This is a genomic window from Arthrobacter sp. 10N43, from assembly GCF_056394525.1.
In genome coordinates this window covers 739,285-763,784 of sequence record NZ_JBFTIA010000004.1, presented here as the reverse complement: position 1 = coordinate 763,784, position 24,500 = coordinate 739,285, and the positions used below count along the sequence as shown (strand labels likewise).

The following is a 24,500-nucleotide window of genomic DNA, read 5'->3' as shown; positions in this document are numbered from 1 at the left end:
CACAACATGCGCCAACACGCCACCATGAAGCAGTAAGAAAACGTCGGTGGGGGCCAGTGGCCCCCACAACCCCGCCCGCTGGCCCCCACCGGCAATATCACTGGCCCCGGAAGGCAATATCGAGTGGCTTCCAAACCTTCAAATACTCAGATGACAGCTCCGCCGCCGAAACCAACACCATTCGGCGCGAACTGGGCAGCCGAAACGCCGGCAGTAATGAGCATCGGAGCCGACCCGTTTAACGTTCCCGGACTGTGCTTGGGCAACTGATCAGCACGCAGCGGTACCTGAGTGAGGGGTACCGCAGCTGCCACCCCTAAAATGCCCGGCGGTCGAGGGGAATTTGCCTTATGGGAAACATCTACGCCTCTCCTTGCACCCTCAGACGATCGAGGATGGAATCTATCCCCACGGATTCCCGCGGCCCGGTGGCCGCGTGGTCTCCCGGCTCGCGTGCCCAAGAGATTCCTAACCGGAATTGTCCCTAACTATTTCGGTAGACCGGCCGCCATCCTCACAACCTGCAGAGACAATTAATAAACCCCTGAGCAAATGAACACCCAATAAAAGTGCGAAATTGATCACTCGCCCATTGATAATCCAGAATCCAATAGACAAAAATCTTTGTGCAGTCAAGTATGCGCTTAAGGGGTCCCCCTGAAAAGTCCGCTTTCGGCTGTTCCAAGGTTTTGTGAAGGTTTCGTCATGAGAGACCGTTGTGGTAGTGAATCGGAGACGAGTGTCCAAGGGGAAACTCGCCGCCGCCGCTCAGCATCGGCCAGGTGAAGATGGCAGACAACTCATGTCACGGCCTGCCACGCCTGACCACGCCGCGTTTCTGGGCCAAATCGCTGAAGGCGGCGTGAGCCGCGAACCGCAGAATGAACCATGGACAAAAGACCGCGTTAGGCTCAGAGCGGCAAACTGAGCGGCAATTGCCGCCCCCTGGCCGCGACAAACAAGGCCGCAGAGTGCCAGAAGACCTACCTACGATGGTCCCGGTTCTCGCTTTTTGCGACTCATGTACTAGAGACAATCAAGAATGAAGGCGGAGATCGTCCAGTTGCGCCACACGGAGCAAGCGACACCCCCCAAGCGTGGCGTGTCAGCCGAACCCTGATCCACCGTTATTGGGACACCCCCCCCGCCGCTAAGACCGAGAGAGTTACGTCGGCCGCGTGCCACATCTCGTCGTGCAAAGTGGCCACCTCTAGGTCATCTCATGTTTCAAGGACGGCCCGCAGTACGGCGGTGAGATGCGTTCCAAGTGCCTCCGGCGTATATGCAAGGTCGTATGACTGAGGACGAGAATGGCCCTGCGGCGTAGAGTATTACCCGATTAGCACCCTGACGTCGCCCACTATGTCGGAAACCGGGCGAGGCTGTCCCTCAAAATACCCGTCCAGCTCGGAAAAGGGCTGGTCACGGAGGAGGCACAGCGGCCCTTGAATCCGCTTCACGCCGTCAAGAACGTCAAGCTGGGCGCGGCTGTCCCTAATCTCGACCACTGGGACGCCGCGCTCGGCGAAGACGGAGTTATGCAGATTCGACCCGGTGAACCCTGTGATCACGGCGGCCGAGTTCACGGCAGCTACCTGCTCTTCGACGGTCATATCCCACCCTCGGACGGAGGTGAAACCGTCCTCCACCAGAGCCTTTTCTACGGCGAGTTCGTGCGGGTGTGCTCGTCTGTGACCCTCCGGACGCGGCAGGAAAATCTTGGAGCCGCCAGAACTGGACGTGCCACTCCTAGAAATCATGCGGTCGTAAACGACATTGAGGGCGGGATCGATCAGCTCGCCCTCGTCCATGAGGCCGCGAATGTTCACGAGCGGTTCAGGGACGTGTACGCGACCTAGCGCAATGTCCCCCGTGGACACCACGATGCGACGCTCATCCCATCCGGCGAGCCGCAACGTCTCAATGATGCGCGGAAAAGCTGCCACCCACATACGCCCCCACGGGATCAATATCAGCGGCGCGTCGGGCAACTTGTCGGACGCCCACGCTGTAGCGATGGTTTCCGTGATGAGATGCCCCCAGCCTGACAAAAGATGACCGCCCCAAATGCCCTCGTCCAGAAAGTAATCGACACCCTCAACCTTGAACTTTCCAACAACCCCTGGGTTACGTGTGTTGTTTTCTTGGACGGTGTGTGTCCAAGGGTTATCCGTTCGGTCAACGTGACGCAGTGTCTCCGAAACAAGATCACCAGATTGTGTGACAAGGCCACCGGAAACCTCCCATGTCTCGTCATTGAGGCGCATGGCCGCAAGGAGTGCGTTGTCATAGCTTCTCAGGCTTGGCATCCGCTGATACTACCCCAGCAACCACAACCCCTGGGGCCCCTGACTCAATGCCGCCAAGGAGGCGGAGGTGCACAATGCTCTATATAGAATATGTTTCCGCGTTCAGGAGCCGCGTAAGCAGTCCATCGTGCACGGAGCAGCAATCATGCTGGACACGCCCGTAGTCTAAAAGGCACCATCGGCCATGTACTCGTGCAGGCCTGGGCGGGATGCTTTTGTTGGGCGGGAACAGGAATTTTCACAGCGCTCCATGGCTGCTGCTGGTGGCTGTTGCGGGCGGGCGCGATTCCATGGCTTCGCCATGCTGATCTGTTGTGCGGCCCCGGGGCAATCCCGGTCAGCCAGTTCAGTCTTCGCCTTGTCGCCCTCATTCGAATCTGCCGGCGATACTCCCCTTTGTTGCCGGGCTCCTCAAGACGCGGCGACACGCCTACCACCCAGAGAAGTGGTTCCCCACGGACTCCACCAGCAGATCAACTACTCCGGGAGGAACGAAAACTCACAAAGAGGAGCGCTACCGGGCCGACGGCGGTCATTGTCGCCGCGTGGTAAGCCGTAGGTCGGCCGGAACCCCGGCTGCCGGACTAGCTCATCCGGACTCTCGTCGGACCCATTGAAGCCCACGGGCGCGGGGAAGCCCGTGGCAGGCAGTCGGGCCCAAACGTCTATCCTGAGCAGCTCCCGACGGCCGGCACCGGCAAACAACCTCGCGAGCAAGCACCAGCGCCCGCCCGTGCCCGGCGGGCGGCCTCTTCTGTCGCCAGTTCCCAAAGCGTAGGCTCAATCCCTATACCGCCCTGCGCCTTGTATGATAGCGAGGCCCCGTCTCCGGGATCATCGCCTATAAGGAATTTTTTGATGAGTTTAGCGGACTTCATGCTGCCACAGGTCTCGACCGAGTCGTTCCGACTGACGGAGCTCGCCAATATCGTTCCCCCCAGCAGGCTCTTCGCCGGGTATGACCCGTACCATAATGAGTTGCTTATTGACGGGACACTTAGCGTCGGCGTTGAGGAACTAACTCCGGACTCCCTGGCCATGGACTACAAGTCCAATAGAAATATCCAGTTCATCGACTCCCTTCCCTCCGCCCCCAAGCAACCTATTTTGTGGGACATGGACGATGGTCGGGCATTTGACAGCCGAGTATTCACGGGCAAAGATCTCAACGTCTTCCAATACAACAGGCGCATTGGAAGTCGGTACGCTGTCCTATGGCGACTGAGCTCATATTTCGAACCGTCACGAGGCATCGGACATGGTGGTTGGGTCGAGGACGACCTCCAATTCGAAGACAAGAAGCCAGTCGTCTACTGGCGCGGGGCAATCTCGGGGAGCCGATGGCCTGATCCGCACCGACGCGTTGGAGCGCTGTCGATCAACTCCCCTGCGGCTTTCAAAGAACTGGCTCCACACTTCTCCCGTATCAAGGCTGTACTGCTCTCCGAGAGTTCGACAGTCTTCGACTTCAAGCTGACGGGCCCAGCCTCCGCACTCGAAGCCAAGCCTTGGCTCGACGAACTCGGCGTTCTCGGCGATGTCGTGCGGCCCGCTCAGCAGCTTGAACACAAGTACATGTTGTGCCCCAACGGGAATGACGTGGCGTCCAACCTCTATTGGGTCCTTTCATCCCAAAGTGTTGCCTTCAAGGAAGACTGCAGCTACGAGGTCCTCCCCGATTATTTCCTCAAACCCTGGGTGCACTATGTACCAATCGCGAATGGATTTGCCGATTTGCAGGAGAAATTTGAATATTGCGAGAGCAGGCCTGACATGTGCAAGAGAATTATTGAAAATGCGAACCAGGCGTATGGTCAGATGATTGACCCGACGATTTGGAAAAACGCCGAAATGGAAGTCCTGAACCGTCTCGCCCTGATGTAGCCTGTGTACAATCCATCACCTCCGCCTCGCGGTGATTTTCAGTGTCCAGCTAGGATGACGCCACATCGTTCACCCACGATCGGGCAACGAGCGAGTACCTGCGGCGAGACAAGCCCGGTCTCAATCGGGGCAGCATCGCGCATCTCCCCACCGGCGCGTTCCTCGTCAAGGCGTCCAACATCGTCCTGCTCGGGCCGCCGGAACCGGCAAAACCCACCTCGCCACCAGTCTGGGGCCGTGCGCCACCCAGCTAGGCCACCGGGCCTGCTCGCGACGACCATCGACTGGTTCGCCCGGCTCCAGGCCGCGCATCAAGCGGCTCTCCGCGGTTCGTGGTGATTTCCGCTGCGCAATGGATGATCAGGCCGCTGTTCGGGCGGCGCTTCTGAGCATAATGCAGGTCGTGTAGCTCCGGCTATTGACGAAGCCCGTGTCGTGCGTTCCAGGTGCTTGATGGCGGTGTTGTTTGCTTTCGACCTTCGCCGTAGTTGCGCCGGTGACGATGAGGACATCGAATTCCTTCCACCATCGGAAGACCGTGCGCCAGAACCTGTTCGTTTCGGGCGGGGCAGCGATTCCGACGAGTTCCCCGAGCCTGGCCTTCGCTGCGGCGGCGTCCTGAAGTGAGCAGATGCTTGGGAGGGCGCGCAGCTGCTCCTTGACGTTCCACGGTGCCTGCAGCTTGCCGGTCGGGTCATCGAGGTCGAAGACCTGGCTGACCCGGTCCCGGCCGCGGTCAGAGAGTGTTCCTCCGGCTCGCAGCAGCCTCCGGTTCGCCCAGACCGGGTCGGTGCCACGTCCGCGCCGGCCCCTGGGTCAAGCGCCGCCGGACTTCGGTGGGCTTGTTGTTGCCGAGCAGGACCAGGTGGAAGGGCGGCAACCGAGACAGCTGTGCGCGACAGCCACATCCGCAGGGCCCTCCGGAATGCCGCGGACGGGTCGATCGCCGGGGCCTGCACGCCGAGGCACCATTCCAGCGGGCGTTTGAAGAGCCACTCACCGACGCCTTTGTGGTCGCGACCGTCGACCACTCCGAGGACCTGCCCGGCAAAGAGCTACAGCTGTCCTCCCCGGAGTTGATCGAGAAGTGGCGCGCCAGTACCGGGCGGAGAGCGAAGACGGTCTGCGCGCGAAAACAAACCCCGGGACTCCCGGAATGCCTGAATCAGAGCTGCAGCCGTTGCGCCGCGACAACGAGCGCCTGCGGGCAGAGGTCGTTACTAGCTCGAGGGCCTAAGCCCGCTGCAATACCGTGCTCAGGCCCTCGTGGCTAGGGTCCTCCTAACCCAGTCCAGCTTTCGGGGACCAGTTCACCCCGGGGCATCGACAATGTCTAGGTCCCACCGATGCTGCTCCTGTCTTCCGGCGCGAAGGTCACGGCAAAGCACAGGGTGACCGAGGTCTTCGCCGCTTCAAATGAGATCTGTCGCGAGGCCGCCTTTCCTCAGCTCGTCAAGCGTAGGAAAGGCAGCAGGCTCAGCTTTTCGTCCACACCCGGCTTCAGTTCAGTGGGAGCAGTTGCCTATCGATAGTAAGGTCGCACCGAAGCTTCCTGCAGAGAGTAGTCATTTTTGCAGATGTCGGTCCCGGACTAGATTTTCAGGCACCTGCGACTCAATAGGCTCTCCAAGTTCAAGGGCCAGGCGACAAGAATTCAGCAATGTGTTGACCGATTCGGCCGTCCCCGGCAGGGCTCGCGACAGTTGCGGGAACTCGATAATGTCCGTCTGCAGACTTTCAGCGAAAAGGACTCCGACAGCTAGGGCAGCCATAAGCGACCTCTTTGAATCGGCTTCGCCGAAGGCCCACGCGTTACTGACAACGATGTGGCGGTCCAGCGACATGAGTTGGCCGGCAAAACGGTCCGACCGGCGGAGATCAAAATGGACTGTCCGCTGTTCGTCAAACCTGTTCGCAATCAATCGTTCAGCCGACGAGTCCATAGTCAGGTGCATGCGGGTCACACCGACGGGCAAGGCCCTGGGGACGAAATCGATAGGTCCTACCGTCGTCCAGGTTGGAGCCAGGAACGCCTGAATCGCCTGCGCTGTCGCCGCCCCAATCGGAAGGGGCAATTCCATGCTTCCACTGGAGTCGGGCCCGAACGCGAGGGTGGCCGCGACAGCCAATCTGTCAGAGCTGACTACTCTCGGCCGCCCGTCAATCATGAGTTCGCTTATATATGGGATGGCATCATAACGCTCGGGAGAGGCCATGATCGCCGAACCGCCGGCTTCAGAATTCCCTTGCCATTCGTATTTCACTTTACTAGTTCCCCATTCTGGGCTACTGAATAGAAAGACGACAAGTCAGTAAATTCACCGGCAAAGTCGATCCATGAACGCAGGGACAAGTCCTGCCTACCGGCGTGGATAGCAAGCCACTCCAAATCCTGTATCGGAAGGCCGGCAACGTGCAGAACGCAAGTTTGCGAGTCGTGGTCACTCAACATCCGCCTGTGGACGATCGCGTCAGGGAAGCGCCCCGTCACCACCCTCAGCAGCCAATCCAGGCTTTTCGCCGAAATGAAGTTTAGTATCGGGTCGGTGTTCACCGGAGACGCTTCGCGCAGGTGAGTCACGAAGGCCTCAACGGCCATGAGGAGGAGGTGTCCCGGAGAATCGACGACAGCGAGCTTGCCCACTTCAACCGACATTCCTTCATCCCTGAGGTCGGAGATATATTCTGCCGTAACGTCGCGGAAGACTCCGATTTGGGCTATCACATTCCCATCCCAATCGTGCTCAACGAGACTTCGTTCGGCCATGTTGAGTGCACTCAGGGTGGCCGCTGACTCTGTCGCCTGGCGACGAGCGACGGCAGACCAGCGAATCAAATGACCAGGCAAATATTCTGCCAAATCAGCTAACACGTCTTGATGATTCCCGAAGTTCCGCGTCGGTATCTTCGAGTAATCCTTCGTCATTGCTCGAACTTCCGCACCGGACATCGGGGCCCTGGCCATCGTTGAACTCAGGACGGCCGACGTCTGCTGGACGACAGAGTCCGTTTCAGTAATTTGCCCGTCGTGGAGCCGACGAAGGGTGTGGACATGTCCTGTGTGGTTAAGCCGCAGACCAGACCTCATCATCCGGATTCCCAAGTTGTAGTCAGACCCGCTCCGCAAGGACTCATCGTAGCCAAGACGTCGGATCACGTCAGTCTCCACCATGAGGGTTGGATGCAGGTACACCTTGCTCGTGCTCAAGAGCGCTCCGAGGCTCGCATCCTTCCCAGGCTGCAAGAACATTTCTCCAGTTTGGTTACTAAAATCAGCCCACGCACCGTAGGATCCGTGATACCCGGGGCGAAGGGCTTCAAGGTGCCTTTCCAGGCGCCACGGCAACATAATGTCATCGTCATCATGCACAGCCGTGTACCTACCCCGACTCACGGATGCAGCAAAGTTCCGAGCGGCCGCAATTCCAGCATTTTCGCGGTAAAAATACCGGATGCGCGGGTCCCGGAATGACGCCACAACTTCTTTGGTGCCATCGGTAGAACCATCATCCACGATGATGAGCTCGAAATCAGGCATGGACTGGGACAGAACGGATTTAATGCTCTCAGCGATATATTTCCCACGGTTGTAAGTTGATATGACCACACTTACGGGCAGTTCAGCGTCCGCCGGGCTATGCCGCCAGGTGAGTGTGTTCCTGACAAATGATTTGTCCTCAACGTGAATCTGCCGATTCAATTCAATGGCCTTTCGCCCCTCTGGCGTCTCGTTCGCAAGCTTCCGAGAGGGGGCGTGCCACATGTGATACATGCGCACTTCGACGTCGACGACCCACTCTAGGCGAGCGCCGGCACGCCTGAGCCGGTTGGCGAAGTCAATATCCTCGCCCCCGTAGATTTCCATCCGCTCATCCAGACCTCGGATTTGCAGGAATTTGCTGCGGCTGGCAGCCATCATGCCACCCATTCCCCACCTGGGACGCAAACGGGAGACGCTCTCCAAGAGCCGCCAGTCAAGGCTGGAAGCATCCAATTCAACGTCGGAGTAGCCCGCCGGCAAATCCCTGCACTGAAGTACTAGAGCGAGACTCGGGTCATCCAGGATTGCCTTGCCCACTATCTCCATTGCTTTGGGAGAAAAGATCATGTCGGCGTCGGTGGAGATAAGCACGCGTCCGGAGGACACGGCAAATCCTGCGTTCAGCGCCCTTGAGCGCGACCAGACCCCGTCCGTTGGCGTGTAGACATAGACGGCACCGATGTCCTCCATTGCCTTCCGTGTTTCCAAGAACTCAGACGATCCATAATCGGAAACAATTACTTCACCGGTAAGAGAACCGAAGGATTCTTGAATAGTTTCAACTGCCATTCGAAGGCGGCCGATGCCCCAATCTTTGAAACCGATTACAACTGATACATCCACGTTTAGGGTCATTTAGAGGAACCGTTAGGCCTTCCTGGGATAATGTTCGTTCGCACTCGTTCACCGGGGGCCACATCAAGGGCAGAGCGTTCTAACGTGAGGTATGACTTCGGAAACGAGTCCATACTCAAAGGCTCAAGAGTCGGCCACGCCAACGCAGCCACTTTGACTGTCGCGACGGCCTGAGTAGCCGTGATGAGGCCAATCCGGTGAAGCCCTGCTTCAGCCTGCGGTGGAATGAAGAGGAATGGCTTCGGTACAGCATCCGATTGGAGGAGACTTTTGCTAGCTACTCGCTTACCTGCCGCGTCATAGAGCCGAACGATGAGGATGGCGCCCCGATCACCGATCGGCTGCCCATACAACAAGGCAAGCTGAATCTCATTCGCCTTATGCGCTACCTTGAATACATATTCACATTCAGAACTCATTGTTTCCTTTAAACTAGGCAGAAAAATTGACGCTACCGTCGACGTCGGAGCAGCTTACTTCCTGACTCCGATTCTATCGGGATACTCACAGCGTCATTTCCGTCGCCGCGGAAATATGGCGAACGAGGCAGCCCACGGATAATGTGGACCTCCCACCCCGCGCCGTCAAACCCCGTCGGATAGGACCGCAAGCTCTTCGCCGAAGAACTCCTGATGTGCTTCCTGGATGTTCCGAAGGAAGCGGTGCCGCGCGGGCGGCTCGTGGCCTTTGGACATCGGCTCCAGCACGAATCGGAGGCGTCCCGTTGGGTCCATCCCTCCTGTTGCCGGATCAGTTGAACGCACCTCAGCGAACGGTGCGTAGTGTTCCTCGATGTGATTCAGGTCATTTGAATTCTGGACATAACGCACGTAGTTGGGAATCTCCTGCTCGGCATAGAGCCGGCGAAGGTTGACTCGCTCCGCAAATTCCGCTTCCACGTCATCAATCGTTTCGTAGCCCGGGAACGCAGCATTCGCCAAGACTTTGGCAACCCAGGGAATGTAGTCACCCACACGAGTCTGCGGCGAGAAACTCACAGCCAGCGACCCCGGTATGCGGCGGGAAATAGCCATGGCCGCATACCCGCCACCGCTCGATCCGGCCAGGACAATGTGCTCGTAGCCGCCGTCGGCCGCCACCTGCTGGACAACTGCAGCAATGTCATCGGCAAGGTCCTGCTCCTTCGTGCCGATGTACCAGCCGAGGGGAATCTTCTCCCCCAGTTCGAGGGTGGTGTCGGCAATCAAAAGAACGCCGGCATCCAGGTTGCCGAGCGTCCGGCGCCATTCAAAGCGCGGGAGCTGGAACTTGGAGCGCACCAGCGAGCCATGGAAGCTCACAATCAGCGTCTTGGACTCCCTGGGAGCGTACAGGGCGACGATGTCCAGGGGGCCGCCGGAAGGGGACGGCACCACGTACTCGTAATGCTGCGATGCCTTGTGGTCGATCTCGCTGGCCGAGTTGACGCGGCGGATCTCTACAGCGTTCCGCTCGTCCCAGGCCGTGTTGGTGGTGGTTGCTTCTTGCGAATTCACGGAGTCTCTCCTGTTTCAAAGGCGCCCACATTGGAGCCTGTCAGTGCAAGCGGAGCTTCCTCCGCCGGGGTATCGGGAATGGTTAGAGTTTCCGGCTGGGCTACGTGGTCACCGACGGACTTTTGTCCATGCCCGGACTCGGCGATAACCCGGAAGGTCCGTTCGTTGAGCGGATACCACCTCACGGGGCCGCCAAACACGGATAACAGGTTGCGTTCCACTGTCCCGACCTCGTACTTGTGTTCATCCGTCTCCCAGTTGTAGGGCGGCTCATCCGTCCAAACGGACACAGAGTCTGCCGTGTGCCCGCTGCGCAGCTCGCGGCTGTACTGGAACGCCGTGGGGTCGTAGACATTGACGTCCCCGGACCGCACGCGGTCCGTCACCTCGACCCGAACGAGACGCCCGTCTTGGAAGGCCTCCATGAGTTCGTCAGAGTACGACGTATCGATGGAACTCGTGTGCAGAAGGCTCGGATAGTGCATGAGTCCAACCCGCTGTCCCTTCGCGGCCGCAGTTGCCAGATGCTCAAGCATCAGCACGGCTGCCAAGGAGTCAGCGCCGAAATCGCCGACAAGTAGGATATCAAGTTCCACGTCCTGCTGATTAGCGCCGGACGGCAGGAAACGCGACGGTGCCGGGAACGCGCGTTTGGCAAGCGGGAAGTCCAAGTAGCCCGAGTGCTCGCCAGCCTGGATCTTCTTATGCCAGTGCTCGTACGAGTCGCGGTAGGACACCCGGTCCGGCGACCTGTAACCGAGACGGAAATCCTCCATGGAAAGGTTCGAGGATCCAACGAGCGACAGGGTCAATGGAGCCTCGCAGACTTCGAAGGGCTCGTTGTCATTGACCAGGGCCATGTAGCGGAGAATGAACTCCGTGTCCGCGGCCTTACGGACGGAATCCCAATGGCCCAAGTGCTTCCGGATGGTGGCAGTGTGGAACATGGTGGATACGTGGGCCGGAGTGATGAAGGCTCCGCGCCATCCGCGGTAATGGAAGAAGAGGTCCTCGTCCGCGCGCGTCCAGGGTGCGGAAACAAGCCTTCCATCGCTCTGCTGCTGGGCCCCCCGGACGAGTCGCTCGATCTTTTGCGGGTGCTGCCAGTCATCGCCGTCAAAAATCGTGATGAACTCGCCCTGAGCCATGGTGTAACCGATGTTGCGGGACGTGTAGGCACCGGCGTTGGGCTCGTTGAGCACCACCTTGATGCGGCTGTCCACAGCCAGCCACTTGTTGAGCCGTTCGGCGGCATCCCCGCCGGAGCCGTCGTCAACGATGATGATTTCGATGTTCCGGTAGCTCTGGTCCAGGGCCGACTGGACAGCGAGATCCGTGTAATCGTCCGGCTTGTAAACGGGCATGACGATGCTGACGAGGGGTCCGTCCGTCACGGGAGTCGGCGTCTCTGCTTTCAGGCGGAGAAATGCGGGGGCAGACCCTTCAGCCAGCGAAAGCTGGGACAGCCCTGCCCGCATATAGATGTCGTTGATCTCGGCGAGCCACTGGTCTGCGTCGACTGAATTGTCTTTGAACGGGTTGGCAGCGTTGGCACGGTACAGGTGGAGGTCGTTGCCATTCTCTTCGTCGGCTTTGTATAGACCTTGAAGCCTGATGACTTCCCCGCCCTGCCCGGTCCGGGCCAGCGCGTCCAGGAAGAACTCCCCGCGCCGTTTCGTGCCGAAGGGCTTTGCTCCGAGGCGCTGGTAGGCGTACTTGTACAGCGTGGCAGCGTTCAGGATGTCGTCCTGGAGAATGTTCTGACGGAAGCACAGATCGCCCAGAAGCAGGAGGGCGGAACGAGGGGCTTTGTCGAAGACGGGCTCAACGCTGCGGCGGCTCTTCCCTCCGATCCGGTACATTTCCAGGGCGGCCGACATGTCCCGCCAGCCCCACCGGCCCATGGTTGCCGCGCTCACCAGCACGTCGCGGCCATCGACGGAATGCAACTTGGTCAAACGCTGGGCAAGCCGCGCCTCCGGGATCCGGGAACGCGCACCCCACTCGACGAGGGCACCTGGACGCGGGGCCGGCGGAGTCGCGGCCAGCTTGGACTGGGCCACGATGGCGCGCCTGGTCGCCCGCCTGGACGTAGTCAGTAGCCTGTCCGCATAAAGCGCGCCGACGGCAATCGCGGCCGCGAACACCACCACCACCAGCCCCAGGAGCCAGGGGTTGCGTGCATAGGCAGCCACCACAACCAGGGCGAAGAGGGCGGCGAAGCACGCGGCTGCCGCCTTCTTCTTCGGGGACAGGCGCGCAATTCTGCGGAGAGCTTGTTGAAATTTCATTCCCTGAGCCTTCTAAATATGCGGATAAGTAGTATGGGCGGGCGGAGTTGAGAGTTGATCGGCAGCGAAGTGGCTCCGCATGGCGTCGAGCCGTGCCCCTGCGGGACGAGAAACGGCGCCGATCTGCGGTGGCGGGACAAAACCGTCCCATTGTTCGGCCACGCTCTGCAGGAAGATGCTGTCGTCCGGGTTCCAGGTGTGGCCGCCGTGTGAATCAGCCCCGGAGTGACGTTGCATCATGTAGTTCTGGCCATGGGCGCGGTAGATGAGTCCCCCGGCTGCCTGGACGGCCTGCAGGAGGCAGCGGTCGACGGCGCGGTGGACGGGCCGCCATCCTCCCAGCTGCCGCAGGTCGCCGCGGCCGAGCATCATGGTGCCGCCGGCAACGTGGTCCGAGTACTGCTCGCCGAGTGGCGGCCGGCGGGTGGTGATATCCAGGCTCTCCAGGTACACGAATTCAACTTGTGCCCCTACCAGGGTGGCGCCGCTGAAGTCCTTGGCGTGGACGAGGTCCCGTAGGTGGTGCGGGCCGTACCAGTCATCGTCGTCCATCTTGCAGACCAGATCGCCGCTGGCGGCGCGGACACCGGCGTTGAGCACCTCGCCAAATATCATGTCGGCGGGAACGGAGCGCAGCTGCAGCTCGCCGGGATAGGCCTCGACGGCGTGCCGGACCTCGGGCAGATCGGCGTCGAAGCCGTGCAGCACCACCACCACTTCCAGGGCGTCCCAGCTCTGGCGTGCCAGCTGTCCCAGCGCGGATGCCAGCTTCTCGGGCCGGCGGGTAGCCAAGACCACGCTCACGGAAGGCACGGGCAAGGCCGGCTTGCGCAGCTGGCCCAGCAGTCCGTTCCAGACGGCCCGCGGGCTGTAGAGGTCCAGTGCCGTGCGGCGGAGCTCGATCGACTTCGATTCCCGCAACACCGGCGGGTCGCCGGCGTCGAACGCCTGGATGCAGTTCAGGAGCCGGTCGCCGAGCAGGGCACGCACGGGGGCAGCCAAACCTCGCGCCAGCAGCGGCACGCCCGCGACGGCGAGGTGGCTGAGGCGCCGTGCCAGCTGCCAGTCCAAGCCGGCAAAGCGGGTGCCGTCAACCTCAAGGTAGCCGTGCGGGCGCAGGGCTGCGAGACCGGCTTCGCTCAGCTCTCCCCCACACCCGAGCTCGCCCGGCTCGAGCGCCCTCACCGGCTTCTCCGGGTACGGCAGGAAGCCCATGGGTGAGACGACGGCGGTATCTACCGGGGGCAGTAAGGTCCCCGTCGGTGTCCAGACCGCCGGGGTAACGCGTCCGGGGTTGTCTGCTGTCTGCTCGCTGAGCTGCTGCTTGAGCTCGCCGCGCCCGATCAGCACGTCGACGGAGTAGATGTCATCCGGCTCGGGCCGCAGGAGCTGCTCCGTCATGAAGCTGCCCAGGGCGTCCCCGGCGAGCCAGGCACTGGCCGCCGGCTCGGTGATGCCAACCCGCAGTCCGCCAAGCACCGGCCGCGGCGCAGCAGGCGCGCAGGTGCCCAATGCGGCGAGTGCCGCAGCATGCACGTTCACCCATTTGCCGCCTTCAACCACCACGGCGAAACCAAGCCCAGGCACGGTCAGTGCTGTTGAGCCGGCCCTGACCTGGAGGCTGCGTGGAGTCCAGACCGGGAGATCGGCGGCAGGGAAGAGTCCCCGGATGACAAGCACAAAGCGCTGCGCCCGTCCCTCGCTGCGGAACAGGGGAAGAATTGACCTGGCCTCGGCCAGCGACTCCGCGTGCACAACGTAGTTGGCCCACCAGAGTTGGTCCGCAGGGACGGCGTGCTCCCAGTCGGCCCCGGTCCGGGGATCACGGCGTTCCCAGTCCGTGCGGGCGTAATCCAGTCCAAGGTCCAGGGCCAGCTGAGCCATGGAATGGTCCGTGGAGCTAACCAGGACGCTGTTGATCTGCATGCTCCTAGCTCCCGGCCCGTCCGGTGCGGGCCTTGAGCCGGCCTAGGATGTAAGCCGGGCCCTTGCGGGCAATCGCCCGGGCACGGGAGATGCCCCGGTTCTGGGCAAGACCCTGTTCAAGGCGGCGGCGTTCGATCTCGGACTTCTTCAGCCGTGCCTCAAGCTGCCGGATCTGCTGCTCATAGTCCAGGCGTGTGGCGCTGTCCGCGAGGTCCCGGACCACGATATTCAGGTCTAGGGTTGCCGCTGCACCCTTGCGCAGATGGAGCTTGGGCTTGGGGCGGCGAAAGTCGTGCAGGCCCAGAGCACTGCCGGAGACCCACCGTTCGCCGCCGGCGCTGCGCGCAGACTTCTCGGGGTCTCCGGTTTCGGCCAGCTCCCGAAGCGTGGCCGTCTGCCACAGTTCGATCGCGCCGGGCTGGCCGTCCACCAGGGCCCTGAGGACCAGTGCCTGCGTCTGGCGCAGGCTGTCGATCATCGCCTCCAGCGAGTGCAGGCCCAAGGCCGTTCCGGCACTGAGCACCAGGGTGTAGGCGGCATCAGCAATCTGTTGTTCGTCGGTCGGGACGAACGAAAAACGGCCGTCAGTGGCCAGCCACTCCTCCAACTTGGACCGGCGGCCGTCCTCTACAAGAATGTCGACGGCGAAGTCCTGGCATGCGGAGCCCAAAAGCGAGGCGACGGTCCCGGCAATCTCCAGATCCGCAGCCTTCGCGGCCCCGATCAGGATCCGGACAAGAGGGGTTTTCCGCCGCGGCGTGTGCAAGGCCTTGAGTGCAAAGCCGGCATCGCGCAGCTCTTCTTCAATGGACGCTGACACTGTTTGGCTTCCCCTATCCAATTACGCTGGCCCCCACGGGGATGTGCGCCCGGGTGGAATCGGCAGGCTCCTGCTGGTTCCACAGGCCCTTGGTGTCAATGACCAGTTTGCCTTCCAGGGTCTCCGGATCAAGGGTCAGGAATTCATCATGGTCCACCAGGAGCATGACGAGGTCCGCCGCGGCTACCGCTTCTTCCATATCGTGGAGCCGGGTGAGGCCGGATGCCGCCAGCGCACCGGGGAGTTCCTCGACGTTCGGGTCGACCACAAGGATGGTGCTGTCCGGCAGCTGCCGGACCAGTTCGTGGACGATCGTCACCGATGGTGACTCACGGACGTCGTCGATGTTGGCTTTGAAGGCCAGGCCCAGGACAGCCACGGTGGCGCCAGGCTGCCCGGCAAGTGTCTGAATTGCCTGACGAACCACGTGGTGCGGCTTGGAGTCATTGACTTCACGCGCGGTCCGGATCAGGCCGGAGTGCTCAGGGACGGCGTCCACAATGAACCAGGGATCCACAGCGATGCAGTGGCCACCGACGCCGGGGCCAGGGCGAAGGACGTTCACGCGGGGGTGGTGGTTCGCCAGCTCGATCAGCCGCCAGACGTCGATGCCCAGGGTGTCGCAAATCAGCGAGAGCTCGTTGGCGAAGGCGATGTTGACGTCGCGGAAGGTGTTTTCCACGAGCTTAGTCATCTCAGCGGTGGTGGCATCCGTGAGCAGGATCTCGCCCTGGCAGATCACCTCGTACAGCCGCTTGGCCAGCTGGGCGCCCTCCTCGGTGAGGCCTCCGATCACACGGTCGTTGGTGACCATTTCGACCATGATCCGGCCCGGCAGGACGCGCTCCGGGGAGTGCACAATATGGACATGGTTCCGCCCGGGGGCAGCGTCTAGCGACAGGTCCGGCCGGAGTTCCATAAGGTAGGCACCCAGGCGTTCAGTGGTGCCCGGAGGCGACGTCGATTCCAAGACCACGAGTTCGCCGCCGCGAAGTTTTGGCGCGAGTGCTTCGAGGGCGCTGCGGAGGTAGGAGAGGTCTGCGCCGTTGCCCTCCGCGAGCGGGGTGGGCACGGCAATGATGAACGCGTCGGCCGAAGGCACTGTGGTCATGGCGACGAGGTTCCCGAGACTCACCGCCCCTGAGACCACCACACCCATGTCGGGTTCCACGAAGGGAACCTCTCCCCGGTTGACGGCGTCGACCGTCGACTGCTTCACATCGACGCCGGCCACGAGCTTGCCCTTGGCGGCAAAGCTGGCCGCGGTGGGCAGGCCGATATAGCCAAGTCCGATGACGGCAACATCAAAAATCGTCTCGTCCATGTCTCCCTAAACTAAAATGTGGTCTTCGGGTGAGCCGAAGAACTGGATCTTTGAAGTAGCCAGAAGCTCTTCATTGGTGATGGGCCAGGTGTGCGAGGACACATTGGCGCCGCGCATCTGGCAGTAGTTAAAACGGTCCGCCGAGTAGATCCGGGCGCCAGCGTCAATGACGTCGCTGAGGAAGCGCGAGTCCTCCCCGCGTTGCAGCTGCTGGAAGGGAAAGCGCCTGAAGGTGTCAACGGAGGCAAAAATCGTGGGTCCGGAGACTGCTTCCACATAGCGGTGTTCCAATTGCGGGTTGCGAAGGATCGTAGCACCAGCCCCGGCAAGGTGCATGTAATGCGCCCGCTTGCCCACTACCTCGGCCTCGGAATACATCATGGCGTGGACCTGGTCGCCCAGGTACAGCGGGCTGTAGATGTCGTCGTCGTCCCATTTGGTGGCGAACCCGCCGTCGGCCTGCGCCACGAGGGCGTTGAGGCACTCCCCCAGCAGGGTCTCCTGTGGCTCCTGCAGAACGACGACGTCGGCAATCCCTGCTTCCAGGCACTTTCGACGGAACGCGGTTTTGTCGATCTCAAAACCGTGGGCCAGGTACACCAACTGGACGTCCACGCCCTGCTGGGCAGCCACGCCGGCAATGACATGTTCCAGTTGTTGCGGACGGAAACTTGAAACGAGGACCGACACCTGAGCCGTGGGCGCCGGGGCAGCCAACGCAGGCCGTGCCGCCGCCGCGATGGATTGTGCCCGGTGGCTGAAAGTGTGCTCGGACCAGATCCTGCGCTGGGCCTTGTGGACGAGTCGCTGGGCGTAGTCCGGGTTGGCGGTCAGCGCCCTAAGCAGGTGGGCGGCATCGTCACGGTTGTCTGCCGTGGGAATTTCGTTGCCGGGGAAGAATTCCGTGATGGCCTCACTGGGTGTGGAGACAACGCAGGTGCCAGCAGCGGTAATCTCGAAAATCCGCCGGGCGCACATCGAGGGCGAGTCCGTGACGGAGTTGACGTTGAGGAAGACTTTGTAGGCCTTGTACGCGGTGAGCATCTGCTTGTAGGACAGGGACCCCACGACGTGCTTCTTCAGGATTCCGGGGAACTGATACTGCGGCTGCCTGCCCAGTTGCCGCGAAAAGATCTCAAAGCCGGGGCGTTTGCCTGCAGTCGCGTCCACGGCAGCGCCCAGGAGGTACTCCATCTGCCGCCGGCGGTCCTCGTACTTATGCGCGAAGTACATTCCCGCGAAGGCGATCTCGCGGGCGTGCCAGCCGTGCCGTGGCCGGGCCGGGTTGTGGATGCGGGGCTGTGCGGCAAAAGGCAGCACGGAAATCCGGCCGTGGCCCAGGTTCTCCCGGTAGCGGGGAAGCATGTTGGCGTCGGTGGTGAAGACGTGGTCGAACAGTTTCGCGGCCGGCAGGAAGTCTTCATAATGCGGCGGGTCTTCCTTATTCCAGAAAATCGCCGGGAGGCCGGCGGCCCGGCATCCCTCAACGAGTTCACGGAACACCGCCGAAGGGCCGGCCGGGCCGGTGATCTTGCCCCGCCAGAGACCGGTGTTGCCCGCCCAGGCGGATTCAACGACGACGAAGTCCAAGGCTTCATCGCGCAGCTGCTGTTCCCAGCTGTCAGGCCTGAGCGCGACCACCGACCACTCGGCGGAGAATGCGGCCGCGGAAAAATCATCCATGATGATGCCCACACGCAGCTGCGGATTACGCGGCTCAGCGATGCCAACGGCCGCTTCCCGGAAGATCAGGTGCCGGCCGCGGCCCAAGCCGCGCCAGGCGCCTTCCGCGCCGCGGACTCCGGCCAGGCTTGCCTCATCACGCTCGGCCGTGCTGCGGTGCAGGTAGCTCTTGACCTGTCCCATGCCGCCTTGACGGGCGTGCCACAACGCGCGGCGCCAATACGCCGTCTTGTCTCGAAAACCCATGCGTTACCTGGACCGCTTCCAGCCATTGGGGAGCAGCGTGGTCCGCATTTCGGGCAGGCTTGCCATCAGCTCGGCCCGGATCTGACGTCCGTAATCGGCGTTGCCCTCGTTCATGCGCCAAATGAAGTTCCGGTATTCTTTCGCAACCTCGTCAGGGGTCCCGTCCATGATGAAGTCACCCTTGTCGATCCAGATGGCGCGGTTGCACATGCCCGTAATGGTACCGAGGCTGTGGCTGACCACGAACACGGTTCCGGCTTGCTCGGTCACGCGCTCCATCCGCGCCTTCGAGCGGTCTTTGAACTGGGCATCGCCGGTGTTGAGCGCTTCGTCGATGAGGAGGATCTCGGGGTCCACGGCGGCGGCGATGGCAAAGCGGAGGCGCGCGCCCATACCCGAGGAATAGGAGTTCATCGGGTGGTAGACCTCGTGCTCCAGGCCGGACATCTCCACAATGTCATCGAATTTGGCATCGATTTCAGCGTGGCTCATGCCCATGGCCAGGCAACCAAGCCGAATATTCTGGGCACCCGAAATGGAGCTGATCAGCGCTGCGTTGACGCCGAGCAGGATGGGGGTACTCGAGGCGTAGACACTGCCAGTGTCGGGGATGATCAGCCCGGCAAGGACCTTCATGAGGGTGCTCTTGCCCGAGCCGTTGCGGCCGATGATGCCGATCGAGTCGCCTTGGTTGGCCACGAAGGAGATCTTGCTCAACGCCTTGGTGCGTACCACGGTATCGCCGCGGCGTGGCGTGCGGAGTTTCTTCATGAAGGAGGTCCGGGCATTGGTCCGCCCGGGTGTCTGGTTCTTCGTCCGGTAGACCACCGAAATGTCGTCCACCACCACTGTTGGCTCCGCGATGTGGCCGCTTGTCATGTCAGACACGTCCATAGCTTTCCTCTCCGCGCCAGAAGACAAACAGCCCCGCGCCCACCGATCCCAGCGCCCACAAGAGCAAAACGGCCCACGACCGCCAGGACGGCGTGGTGTCGTAAAGCACGGAGTCGCGAATGACCTTGATGACCTGGAACACCGGGTTGAAATCCATAATTGTCTTCATGACTGGGTACTTGCCAAAGCGGTCCTCGGCAAAGAAGACGGCGGAGGCGTACATCAAGAAACGGATGACGAAAGAGAGCAGGTGGCTAAGGTCCGGGACTTTGAGGATCACCGGTGCCAGCAGCATGCCGATCCCCAGGTTGAACAGGAATTGGAGCAGAATCGCGGGAATGATCAGCAGCCACCGCCACGTGATCTCCTCGGCCGGTGGCGTGAGGATGACGAAGAGCAGCATGACAATTGTCACGGGAATGTTGGAGATGAGTTCCCGCACGTTCAAGGCGATCGGCAGGGACGCCCGGGGGAACTGGAAGGCCCGGATCATGGACGTGTTACTGGTGAGCGACTTGGACCCGCCCAGGATTGAGCGCGTGGACATCTGGAAGGTAAAAACACCGATGATCAGGTAGCCGATGAAGTTCTCAATGCCTTTGCTGGTGCTCAGGAACACACCAAAGATCAGGTAGTAGCTGAGCCCGCTCAGTACAGGTGTCAAGACCAGCCAGGCAGTTCCCAAATTTGTTTTGTCGTGGCTGCTCTGAACCCGTGCCCGGGCGTCGAAGAAAATGAAGCTCCGCCGGTCCCACAGTTGGACCAGATAGTCGAGAAAGTCTGGCCGCTGCCCAACCTTGCTCAGCCGGACAAGGTTGACGGGCACTGAGACGGTGGGCGCTTTGGTCTCTTCCGCCTGGGTCTGTTCCTTGATGCTCATCTATTAGTTACTCCCAGCATTTCCAACTCTCGTGCCAGGGCAACCGCGTTGGCGGCCCATGTTCTCTCTTGCAACACGCGTTCCCTGCCGGCAGCTCCAAACTCTGCTGCGAGCGGCACGTTGGAGAGCATATTCCGGACCGCCGTGGCGAACGATTCAGGGTCTCCGGCGGCCGCCAAGAGGCCGGTCACGCCGTCGTCGACGATTTCTGCCAGTGCCGGCAAGTCGCTGGCCACTACCGGCCTGGCGCACGCCATGGCTTCCACGGGCTTGAGCGGTGTCACAGAACGGGTCACCTCCAGGTCCTTGCGCGGCACAACGAATACATCCAGCGCTTGATGGTACAAGGCCGTCTGGCTCCGGGGTACACGGCCCGTGAAGATGATGCGGCCGTCGTAGCCGCTCCGCTGCGCCTGAATCTGCAGCGATGGCATGGAAGAACCGTCTCCGACGATCAGGAGACGGAGCTGAGGCATGTCCGCCGCGAGCAATTCAAACGCGGCCAGGAGGTGCTCGATCCCTTCATAGGGTACCAAGCTGCTCACGGTGCCGATAAATTGGCCGTTTTCCGGGAGACCGAGTTCACGCCGGGCAGAGGCTTTGTCCAGGGGCTCGGCGAGGAAGTCACCGCCAACAGCGTTGGGGGCAATGAGGACCTTATTGACCGGGATTCCGGCCGCGACGATGTTGGCTTTCATGGCCTTGCCGAGGGTCAGCACCAGGTCAGCGTCCTGCATGACTTCGGCTTCGCGGTTCTGAAACAGCCGATACTTCTCACTGGTCCGGGCCTCAGGTCCGCGGGTGGATGCCCACGTGTCGGCCAGTTGGCCGCGGACCTCGTAGATCCAGGGAATCCCCAGGGCCTGGGCCACGGCGCGCACCACCAGCCCGTTGACGTAGTGCGTAGTGGTGTGCAGGACGCTCGGTTTGAACTCCAGAGCCACGGCGAGCAGTTCCTCCGCCTGCTGCTGCAGCCGGGCGTCAATGGTTTGGGCCATCTTTGCAGGCAGGATCCGCCGGTACCGGATCCCATCCACGGTGTCGGTGGTCTTGGCAAGGAGTTTCCCGACCTGCACGGGATAGCCCATCCTGGTGACCGCCAGAACATCCCAGCCGGCCGCCCGCTGAGCCAGCAGGGTGGAGTGGGACCGCTGGGCGTAGCCGCTCGCGGTGTGTGGCAAGGAGTTAGTCAGGAGGTGAAGGATCCGGCCGGGAACAGGCTCATAGGGACGGGGCGCGAGCGACGGCGATGCGTCGGTCAGAATTGCCGCCTCGGCCGCCAGCCGGGCCCGCTGCCGCTGTCCCGCGGGTCCTGAGCCGTCGAGCGCCTCGACGGCGTCGCTGACGTCGCCGTCGTACCAAAGCCGCCGTGCCCGGGCCTGCTTCGCGTGCCGGGCCGTACCCGCCTTGGCGAGGAAGGCATCCGAGACCGCTGGGAGGTTTGCCGCGATGGCGATGTCGGCAAGGCGCCGCGCTTTGTCCCCGTCGACGGATCCGTCGGCAGCGACGCGGAGGCGACGTTCGACGTCGGCGTCGTCACCGGCGGCGAGTGCCGCGAACAACACCGCCGCGGACGTGGAGTTCTTCGGAGCCAGCTGGCACAGGCGCTTGGCGAGCGGAAGCACCGCCGAGGGCAGCCTGCGCGAAAGCTGCAGGAACAGGATGACGGGATCGTCCGTCAGGTGCTGGCGCACGACGCTTTGGGCCAGCCGGACGTTTTTGATCACTTGCATCATCGGTTAGTGCGGGTTTCCGCGAGCAGTTCGGTGATGATTTCCATGTAGCGGCCAGCGAGTTGCTCGTACTCAGCATTCGCCTTGACCCATTGGCGGCTGTCACCGTTGCGGACCAGGCGCCCGCGGTCGGCAGCCAGTTCGCGCCACAGTGCGGCGAGTTCCTCCGGGTCACTCACCACGATGTCTCCGGCCGCAGCGTCAGTGACGATGCGCGCGGCTTCCCCCTTCACCACAGCGGTGATGTGCCGGCCGATCGCCAGAACCTCGTAGGTCTTGGACGGCACGGTGGTCTCGAAGGATTTCCAGTCGTCCCGCAAGGAGACGATGCACGTGTCCGCCGAGGAGTAGCGTTCCAGCATGGCGTCGCCGGTGAGAGGTGCGTGGAAGGTGACAGGGGCGTTCAGCTCGCGTGCCAGCTTTTCCAGTGCGGGGCGCTGGGTGCCGTGGCCGACCATGTGGAGGTGCATGGAGTCCCCGACCAGGGCGCTGGCGCGGATGGCAACATCAAGCCGCTGGCTCTCACCGTGGTTTCCCAGATACAGCGCCTCGAAGACATCCCGTTCCGGTTCCGGGGGGCCCACTACCGGAATGGCGTCCAGGTGGACGCCGTTGCTGACGGTGGCCACGTTGCGGACTCCGCGTGATCGCAGCGTGGCTGCGAATCCCTCCGTCACCGTGACTACAAGGTCCGCCCGGTGCTGGACGAAGTCCACCACATGCTCCACGACGCTTTTGACGCTGCCCTGGACCAGGCGGGCATCGCGGGCCAGGTCCGGCCAAGCATCCCGCATCTCAACGATCAGCGGGACGTGGCGCAATCTGGCGACAGCATAGCCGGCAGCAAGCGAAGGAAGGCCGGGGGCGGTGACGATGACGACGTCGGGCTTGCGGACCATCATTCCGGCGGGGATCGACAACACGGCCGAAAAACACTGGTCCAACAGCCGTGCGGCACGGGAGTTGCCGTGGCGCAGGTAAGGGACGTGGAGAATCTTCTCGGTGAACTGGCCGTTGCGCAGGCGGAATGGCCTCCCTGCCATCCAGCGCGGGAGCGCTCGTCGGCCGAAAGGGTAGTGCGCCACCGGAGTCACGACGTCGACGCCCCAGCCGGAGTGGGCGAACTCCTTAATCATGGCGGTCCAGCGCCGCTGCGGCGGACTCTGTTCAGGCCAGTAAGAGTGCGTGATGAGAGTGATCTGCAGGTTCTCTCTCACGGACTTCGGCGCAGTTGACTCCACGAGGGCTTCATCCTGCATGGAGGTCAGGACTTACCGGTGCGGGGAACGCCGGTGGCTTTTTTGGAGCCTATGAACCGGAAGTAGGCAAAGCCCAGGCCCAGCAGGACCAGCACGGTGATGGCCTGCACGGCCAATGGGCTGCCGGTAGCTACGGCAACCGCGGCCTGGACCTCGGACTTCACCATCACGGGGGGTTCGGTGGGCGTAGCAATGATTGCGGGGGCCGTGGATGGCGCCATTGTCGGAGTGGGCGAGGGAGTCGGCGTCTCCACCGGCGCTTCCTGCACGGGAACTTCTACGGGCGCCGGGACTACAGGGGCCACCGCCGGCGGCGTTTCGACAACGGGCGCCGGGACTACGGGGGCCACAACGGGCGGCGCTACGGGCGGGACCACGGGCGCCGGGATGGTTGCCACCGGCGCGGGCGGTGTCTCAACGGCCGGCGGCGGGGTTTCCACCGGAGGTGGAGTGAAGACGGGTTCGGTCGGTGTAGTCGGCGTGGGTGCCGGCCCCGGTTCGGTTGGCGTCGGGGACGGCGAAACCGCCGTTTGCAACGGGCTAGGGACCACCAGGTCATCGGCATTGGCGGCTGTCGCCGTGCCCATGACCGAAGCGGCCAGGAGCAGCGCTCCCAGCCCGGTGCTTATGGATTTCTTTCGGCTGCACGACGTCATCGACAGTCCCTCCCCCACAGTGCGAGATTGAATCAGGTGTGCGTTATGCGGCCAACACTAACGTCCTTGTCGGCAGAGCCCCAGAGGTGCACGAGGTCCCAGTCTACTCGAAGGTAAGAGTCAGGCTGTTCAAAGCGATGCTACCCGCCGATCCGAAAGTGCGTCCAGAGCGCCACGCTGACCGGGTTACGCTGGATGAATGCTCCAGTTCAGCCGCCGTATTTCCGCCCGCATGGCCCTGGTTGCGGCGGCCGCCGCAGCCAGCCTGGCCTTGACGTCATGTTCCCCGGTGGTGGACGTAACGCCCGCCAAGGATGCCGCGAATGCGGCGTGCGCACCCATGATGCTGGCCCTTCCGGACGCAATCGGTGATGCCAAGCTGCGCAAGACCAACGCCCAGGCCACGGCGGCGTGGGGTGATCCGTCCGCGGTGATCCTTCGCTGCGGGGTCAACGTTCCGGGGCCCACCACGGACCGCTGCGTAAGCGTCAACGGTGTCGACTGGGTCATCAAGGAAGGCAACCCGGTGTGGACGCTGACGACGTTCGGCCGCGAACCGGCCACGGAGATCCTGATGGATCCGGACAAGATCAGTTCGGCCACCGTACTGGCAGACCTCGCCAACGCTGCGCAGAAGATCAAGGCAACCCGGAACTGCGTGGGCCAGGAAGACCTGCAGAACCTGCCTTCCAGCAAATAGGCC

Annotated in this window: 16 protein-coding genes; 2 read left to right on the top strand and 14 right to left on the bottom strand. The window is 62.0% G+C overall.

All coding sequences use genetic code 11. From position 1 onward, the window contains the following. Window positions 1-1,331: 1,331 nt before the first annotated feature. Entirely contained in the window at window positions 1,332-2,309 is a 978-nt protein-coding gene (locus tag AC1DDO_RS11675; protein ID WP_476971844.1) for a glycosyltransferase 61 family protein, read from the bottom strand. An 858-nt stretch (window positions 2,310-3,167) separates the two neighbouring features. Here AC1DDO_RS11675 and AC1DDO_RS11670 point away from each other — a divergent pair. Then, on the top strand, window positions 3,168-4,193 hold the full coding sequence (locus AC1DDO_RS11670) for a glycosyl transferase family 90 (RefSeq protein WP_476971843.1): 1,026 nt from the start codon (window positions 3,168-3,170) through the stop codon (window positions 4,191-4,193). Between the two features lie 1,565 nt (window positions 4,194-5,758). On the opposite strand, the gene AC1DDO_RS11665 is transcribed toward AC1DDO_RS11670, so the two are convergent. The 13 genes from AC1DDO_RS11665 to AC1DDO_RS11605 form a co-directional block, all read right to left on the bottom strand. Next, window positions 5,759-6,457 carry a hypothetical protein gene (locus AC1DDO_RS11665; RefSeq protein ID WP_476971842.1) on the bottom strand — a complete coding sequence of 233 codons (699 nt, stop codon included), beginning with the start codon at window positions 6,455-6,457 and terminating at the stop codon, window positions 5,759-5,761. After that, window positions 6,454-8,589, bottom strand: coding sequence for a glycosyltransferase (locus AC1DDO_RS11660; RefSeq protein ID WP_476971841.1), 2,136 nt, complete (start codon window positions 8,587-8,589; stop codon window positions 6,454-6,456). Before AC1DDO_RS11660 ends, AC1DDO_RS11665 begins: the two co-directional genes overlap by 4 nt. Before the next feature lie 584 nt (window positions 8,590-9,173). Then, window positions 9,174-10,085 carry a hypothetical protein gene (locus AC1DDO_RS11655; RefSeq protein WP_476971840.1) on the bottom strand — a complete coding sequence of 304 codons (912 nt, stop codon included), beginning with the start codon at window positions 10,083-10,085 and terminating at the stop codon, window positions 9,174-9,176. Next, window positions 10,082-12,376 (bottom strand): glycosyltransferase family 2 protein, encoded by a 2,295-nt coding sequence (locus AC1DDO_RS11650; protein ID WP_476971839.1) that lies wholly within the window; start codon window positions 12,374-12,376, stop codon window positions 10,082-10,084. Before AC1DDO_RS11650 ends, AC1DDO_RS11655 begins: the two co-directional genes overlap by 4 nt. Before the next feature lie 12 nt (window positions 12,377-12,388). Continuing rightward, the gene (locus tag AC1DDO_RS11645) at window positions 12,389-14,302 is read right to left on the bottom strand and encodes a glycosyltransferase family 2 protein (protein WP_476971838.1); all 1,914 of its coding nucleotides are present in this window, start codon (window positions 14,300-14,302) and stop codon (window positions 12,389-12,391) included. Window positions 14,303-14,306: 4 nt separating this feature from the next. Then, on the bottom strand, window positions 14,307-15,122 hold the full coding sequence (locus AC1DDO_RS11640) for a hypothetical protein (protein WP_476971837.1): 816 nt from the start codon (window positions 15,120-15,122) through the stop codon (window positions 14,307-14,309). A 13-nt stretch (window positions 15,123-15,135) separates the two neighbouring features. Then, window positions 15,136-16,446: a UDP-N-acetyl-D-mannosamine dehydrogenase gene (wecC, locus tag AC1DDO_RS11635; RefSeq protein WP_476971836.1), complete on the bottom strand. Its 1,311-nt coding sequence runs from the start codon at window positions 16,444-16,446 to the stop codon at window positions 15,136-15,138. A gap of 6 nt (window positions 16,447-16,452) precedes the next feature. Further along, window positions 16,453-18,312, bottom strand: coding sequence for a CgeB family protein (locus AC1DDO_RS11630; RefSeq protein WP_476971835.1), 1,860 nt, complete (start codon window positions 18,310-18,312; stop codon window positions 16,453-16,455). A gap of 66 nt (window positions 18,313-18,378) precedes the next feature. Beyond that, a complete protein-coding gene (locus tag AC1DDO_RS11625; protein ID WP_476971834.1) occupies window positions 18,379-19,269 on the bottom strand; it encodes an ABC transporter ATP-binding protein in 891 nt (296 codons plus the stop codon). Continuing rightward, a complete protein-coding gene (locus AC1DDO_RS11620) occupies window positions 19,256-20,149 on the bottom strand; it encodes an ABC transporter permease (RefSeq protein ID WP_476869521.1) in 894 nt (297 codons plus the stop codon). The genes AC1DDO_RS11625 and AC1DDO_RS11620 overlap by 14 nt, the downstream gene beginning before the upstream one ends. Continuing rightward, on the bottom strand, window positions 20,146-21,882 hold the full coding sequence (locus AC1DDO_RS11615) for a glycosyltransferase family 4 protein (RefSeq protein WP_476869520.1): 1,737 nt from the start codon (window positions 21,880-21,882) through the stop codon (window positions 20,146-20,148). Before AC1DDO_RS11615 ends, AC1DDO_RS11620 begins: the two co-directional genes overlap by 4 nt. Continuing rightward, the gene (locus AC1DDO_RS11610; protein WP_476869519.1) at window positions 21,882-23,141 is read right to left on the bottom strand and encodes a glycosyltransferase family 4 protein; all 1,260 of its coding nucleotides are present in this window, start codon (window positions 23,139-23,141) and stop codon (window positions 21,882-21,884) included. The genes AC1DDO_RS11615 and AC1DDO_RS11610 overlap by 1 nt, the downstream gene beginning before the upstream one ends. A gap of 5 nt (window positions 23,142-23,146) precedes the next feature. Further along, window positions 23,147-23,797 carry a hypothetical protein gene (locus AC1DDO_RS11605; protein ID WP_476869518.1) on the bottom strand — a complete coding sequence of 217 codons (651 nt, stop codon included), beginning with the start codon at window positions 23,795-23,797 and terminating at the stop codon, window positions 23,147-23,149. Window positions 23,798-23,996: 199 nt separating this feature from the next. On the opposite strand from AC1DDO_RS11605, the gene AC1DDO_RS11600 reads away from it, so the two are divergent. Next, complete coding sequence (locus AC1DDO_RS11600; RefSeq protein ID WP_476869517.1) at window positions 23,997-24,497, top strand: DUF3515 family protein; 501 nt, start codon at window positions 23,997-23,999, stop codon at window positions 24,495-24,497. Window positions 24,498-24,500: the final 3 nt, after the last annotated feature.

What these genes read in the sequence shown, in the direction of transcription:
- AC1DDO_RS11675 (WP_476971844.1), bottom strand. Translation starts at nt 2,309, where the DNA reads ATGCCAAGCCTGAGAAGCTATGACAACGCACTCCTTGCGGCCATGCGC.
- AC1DDO_RS11670 (WP_476971843.1), top strand. Translation starts at nt 3,168, where the DNA reads ATGAGTTTAGCGGACTTCATGCTGCCACAGGTCTCGACCGAGTCGTTC.
- AC1DDO_RS11660 (WP_476971841.1), bottom strand. Translation starts at nt 8,589, where the DNA reads ATGACCCTAAACGTGGATGTATCAGTTGTAATCGGTTTCAAAGATTGG.
- AC1DDO_RS11650 (WP_476971839.1), bottom strand. Translation starts at nt 12,376, where the DNA reads ATGAAATTTCAACAAGCTCTCCGCAGAATTGCGCGCCTGTCCCCGAAG.
- AC1DDO_RS11645 (WP_476971838.1), bottom strand. Translation starts at nt 14,302, where the DNA reads ATGCAGATCAACAGCGTCCTGGTTAGCTCCACGGACCATTCCATGGCT.
- wecC (WP_476971836.1), bottom strand. Translation starts at nt 16,446, where the DNA reads ATGGACGAGACGATTTTTGATGTTGCCGTCATCGGACTTGGCTATATC.
- AC1DDO_RS11630 (WP_476971835.1), bottom strand. Translation starts at nt 18,312, where the DNA reads ATGGGACAGGTCAAGAGCTACCTGCACCGCAGCACGGCCGAGCGTGAT.
- AC1DDO_RS11625 (WP_476971834.1), bottom strand. Translation starts at nt 19,269, where the DNA reads ATGGACGTGTCTGACATGACAAGCGGCCACATCGCGGAGCCAACAGTG.
- AC1DDO_RS11620 (WP_476869521.1), bottom strand. Translation starts at nt 20,149, where the DNA reads ATGAGCATCAAGGAACAGACCCAGGCGGAAGAGACCAAAGCGCCCACC.
- AC1DDO_RS11615 (WP_476869520.1), bottom strand. Translation starts at nt 21,882, where the DNA reads ATGCAAGTGATCAAAAACGTCCGGCTGGCCCAAAGCGTCGTGCGCCAG.
- AC1DDO_RS11610 (WP_476869519.1), bottom strand. Translation starts at nt 23,141, where the DNA reads ATGCAGGATGAAGCCCTCGTGGAGTCAACTGCGCCGAAGTCCGTGAGA.
- AC1DDO_RS11605 (WP_476869518.1), bottom strand. Translation starts at nt 23,797, where the DNA reads ATGACGTCGTGCAGCCGAAAGAAATCCATAAGCACCGGGCTGGGAGCG.
- AC1DDO_RS11600 (WP_476869517.1), top strand. Translation starts at nt 23,997, where the DNA reads ATGCTCCAGTTCAGCCGCCGTATTTCCGCCCGCATGGCCCTGGTTGCG.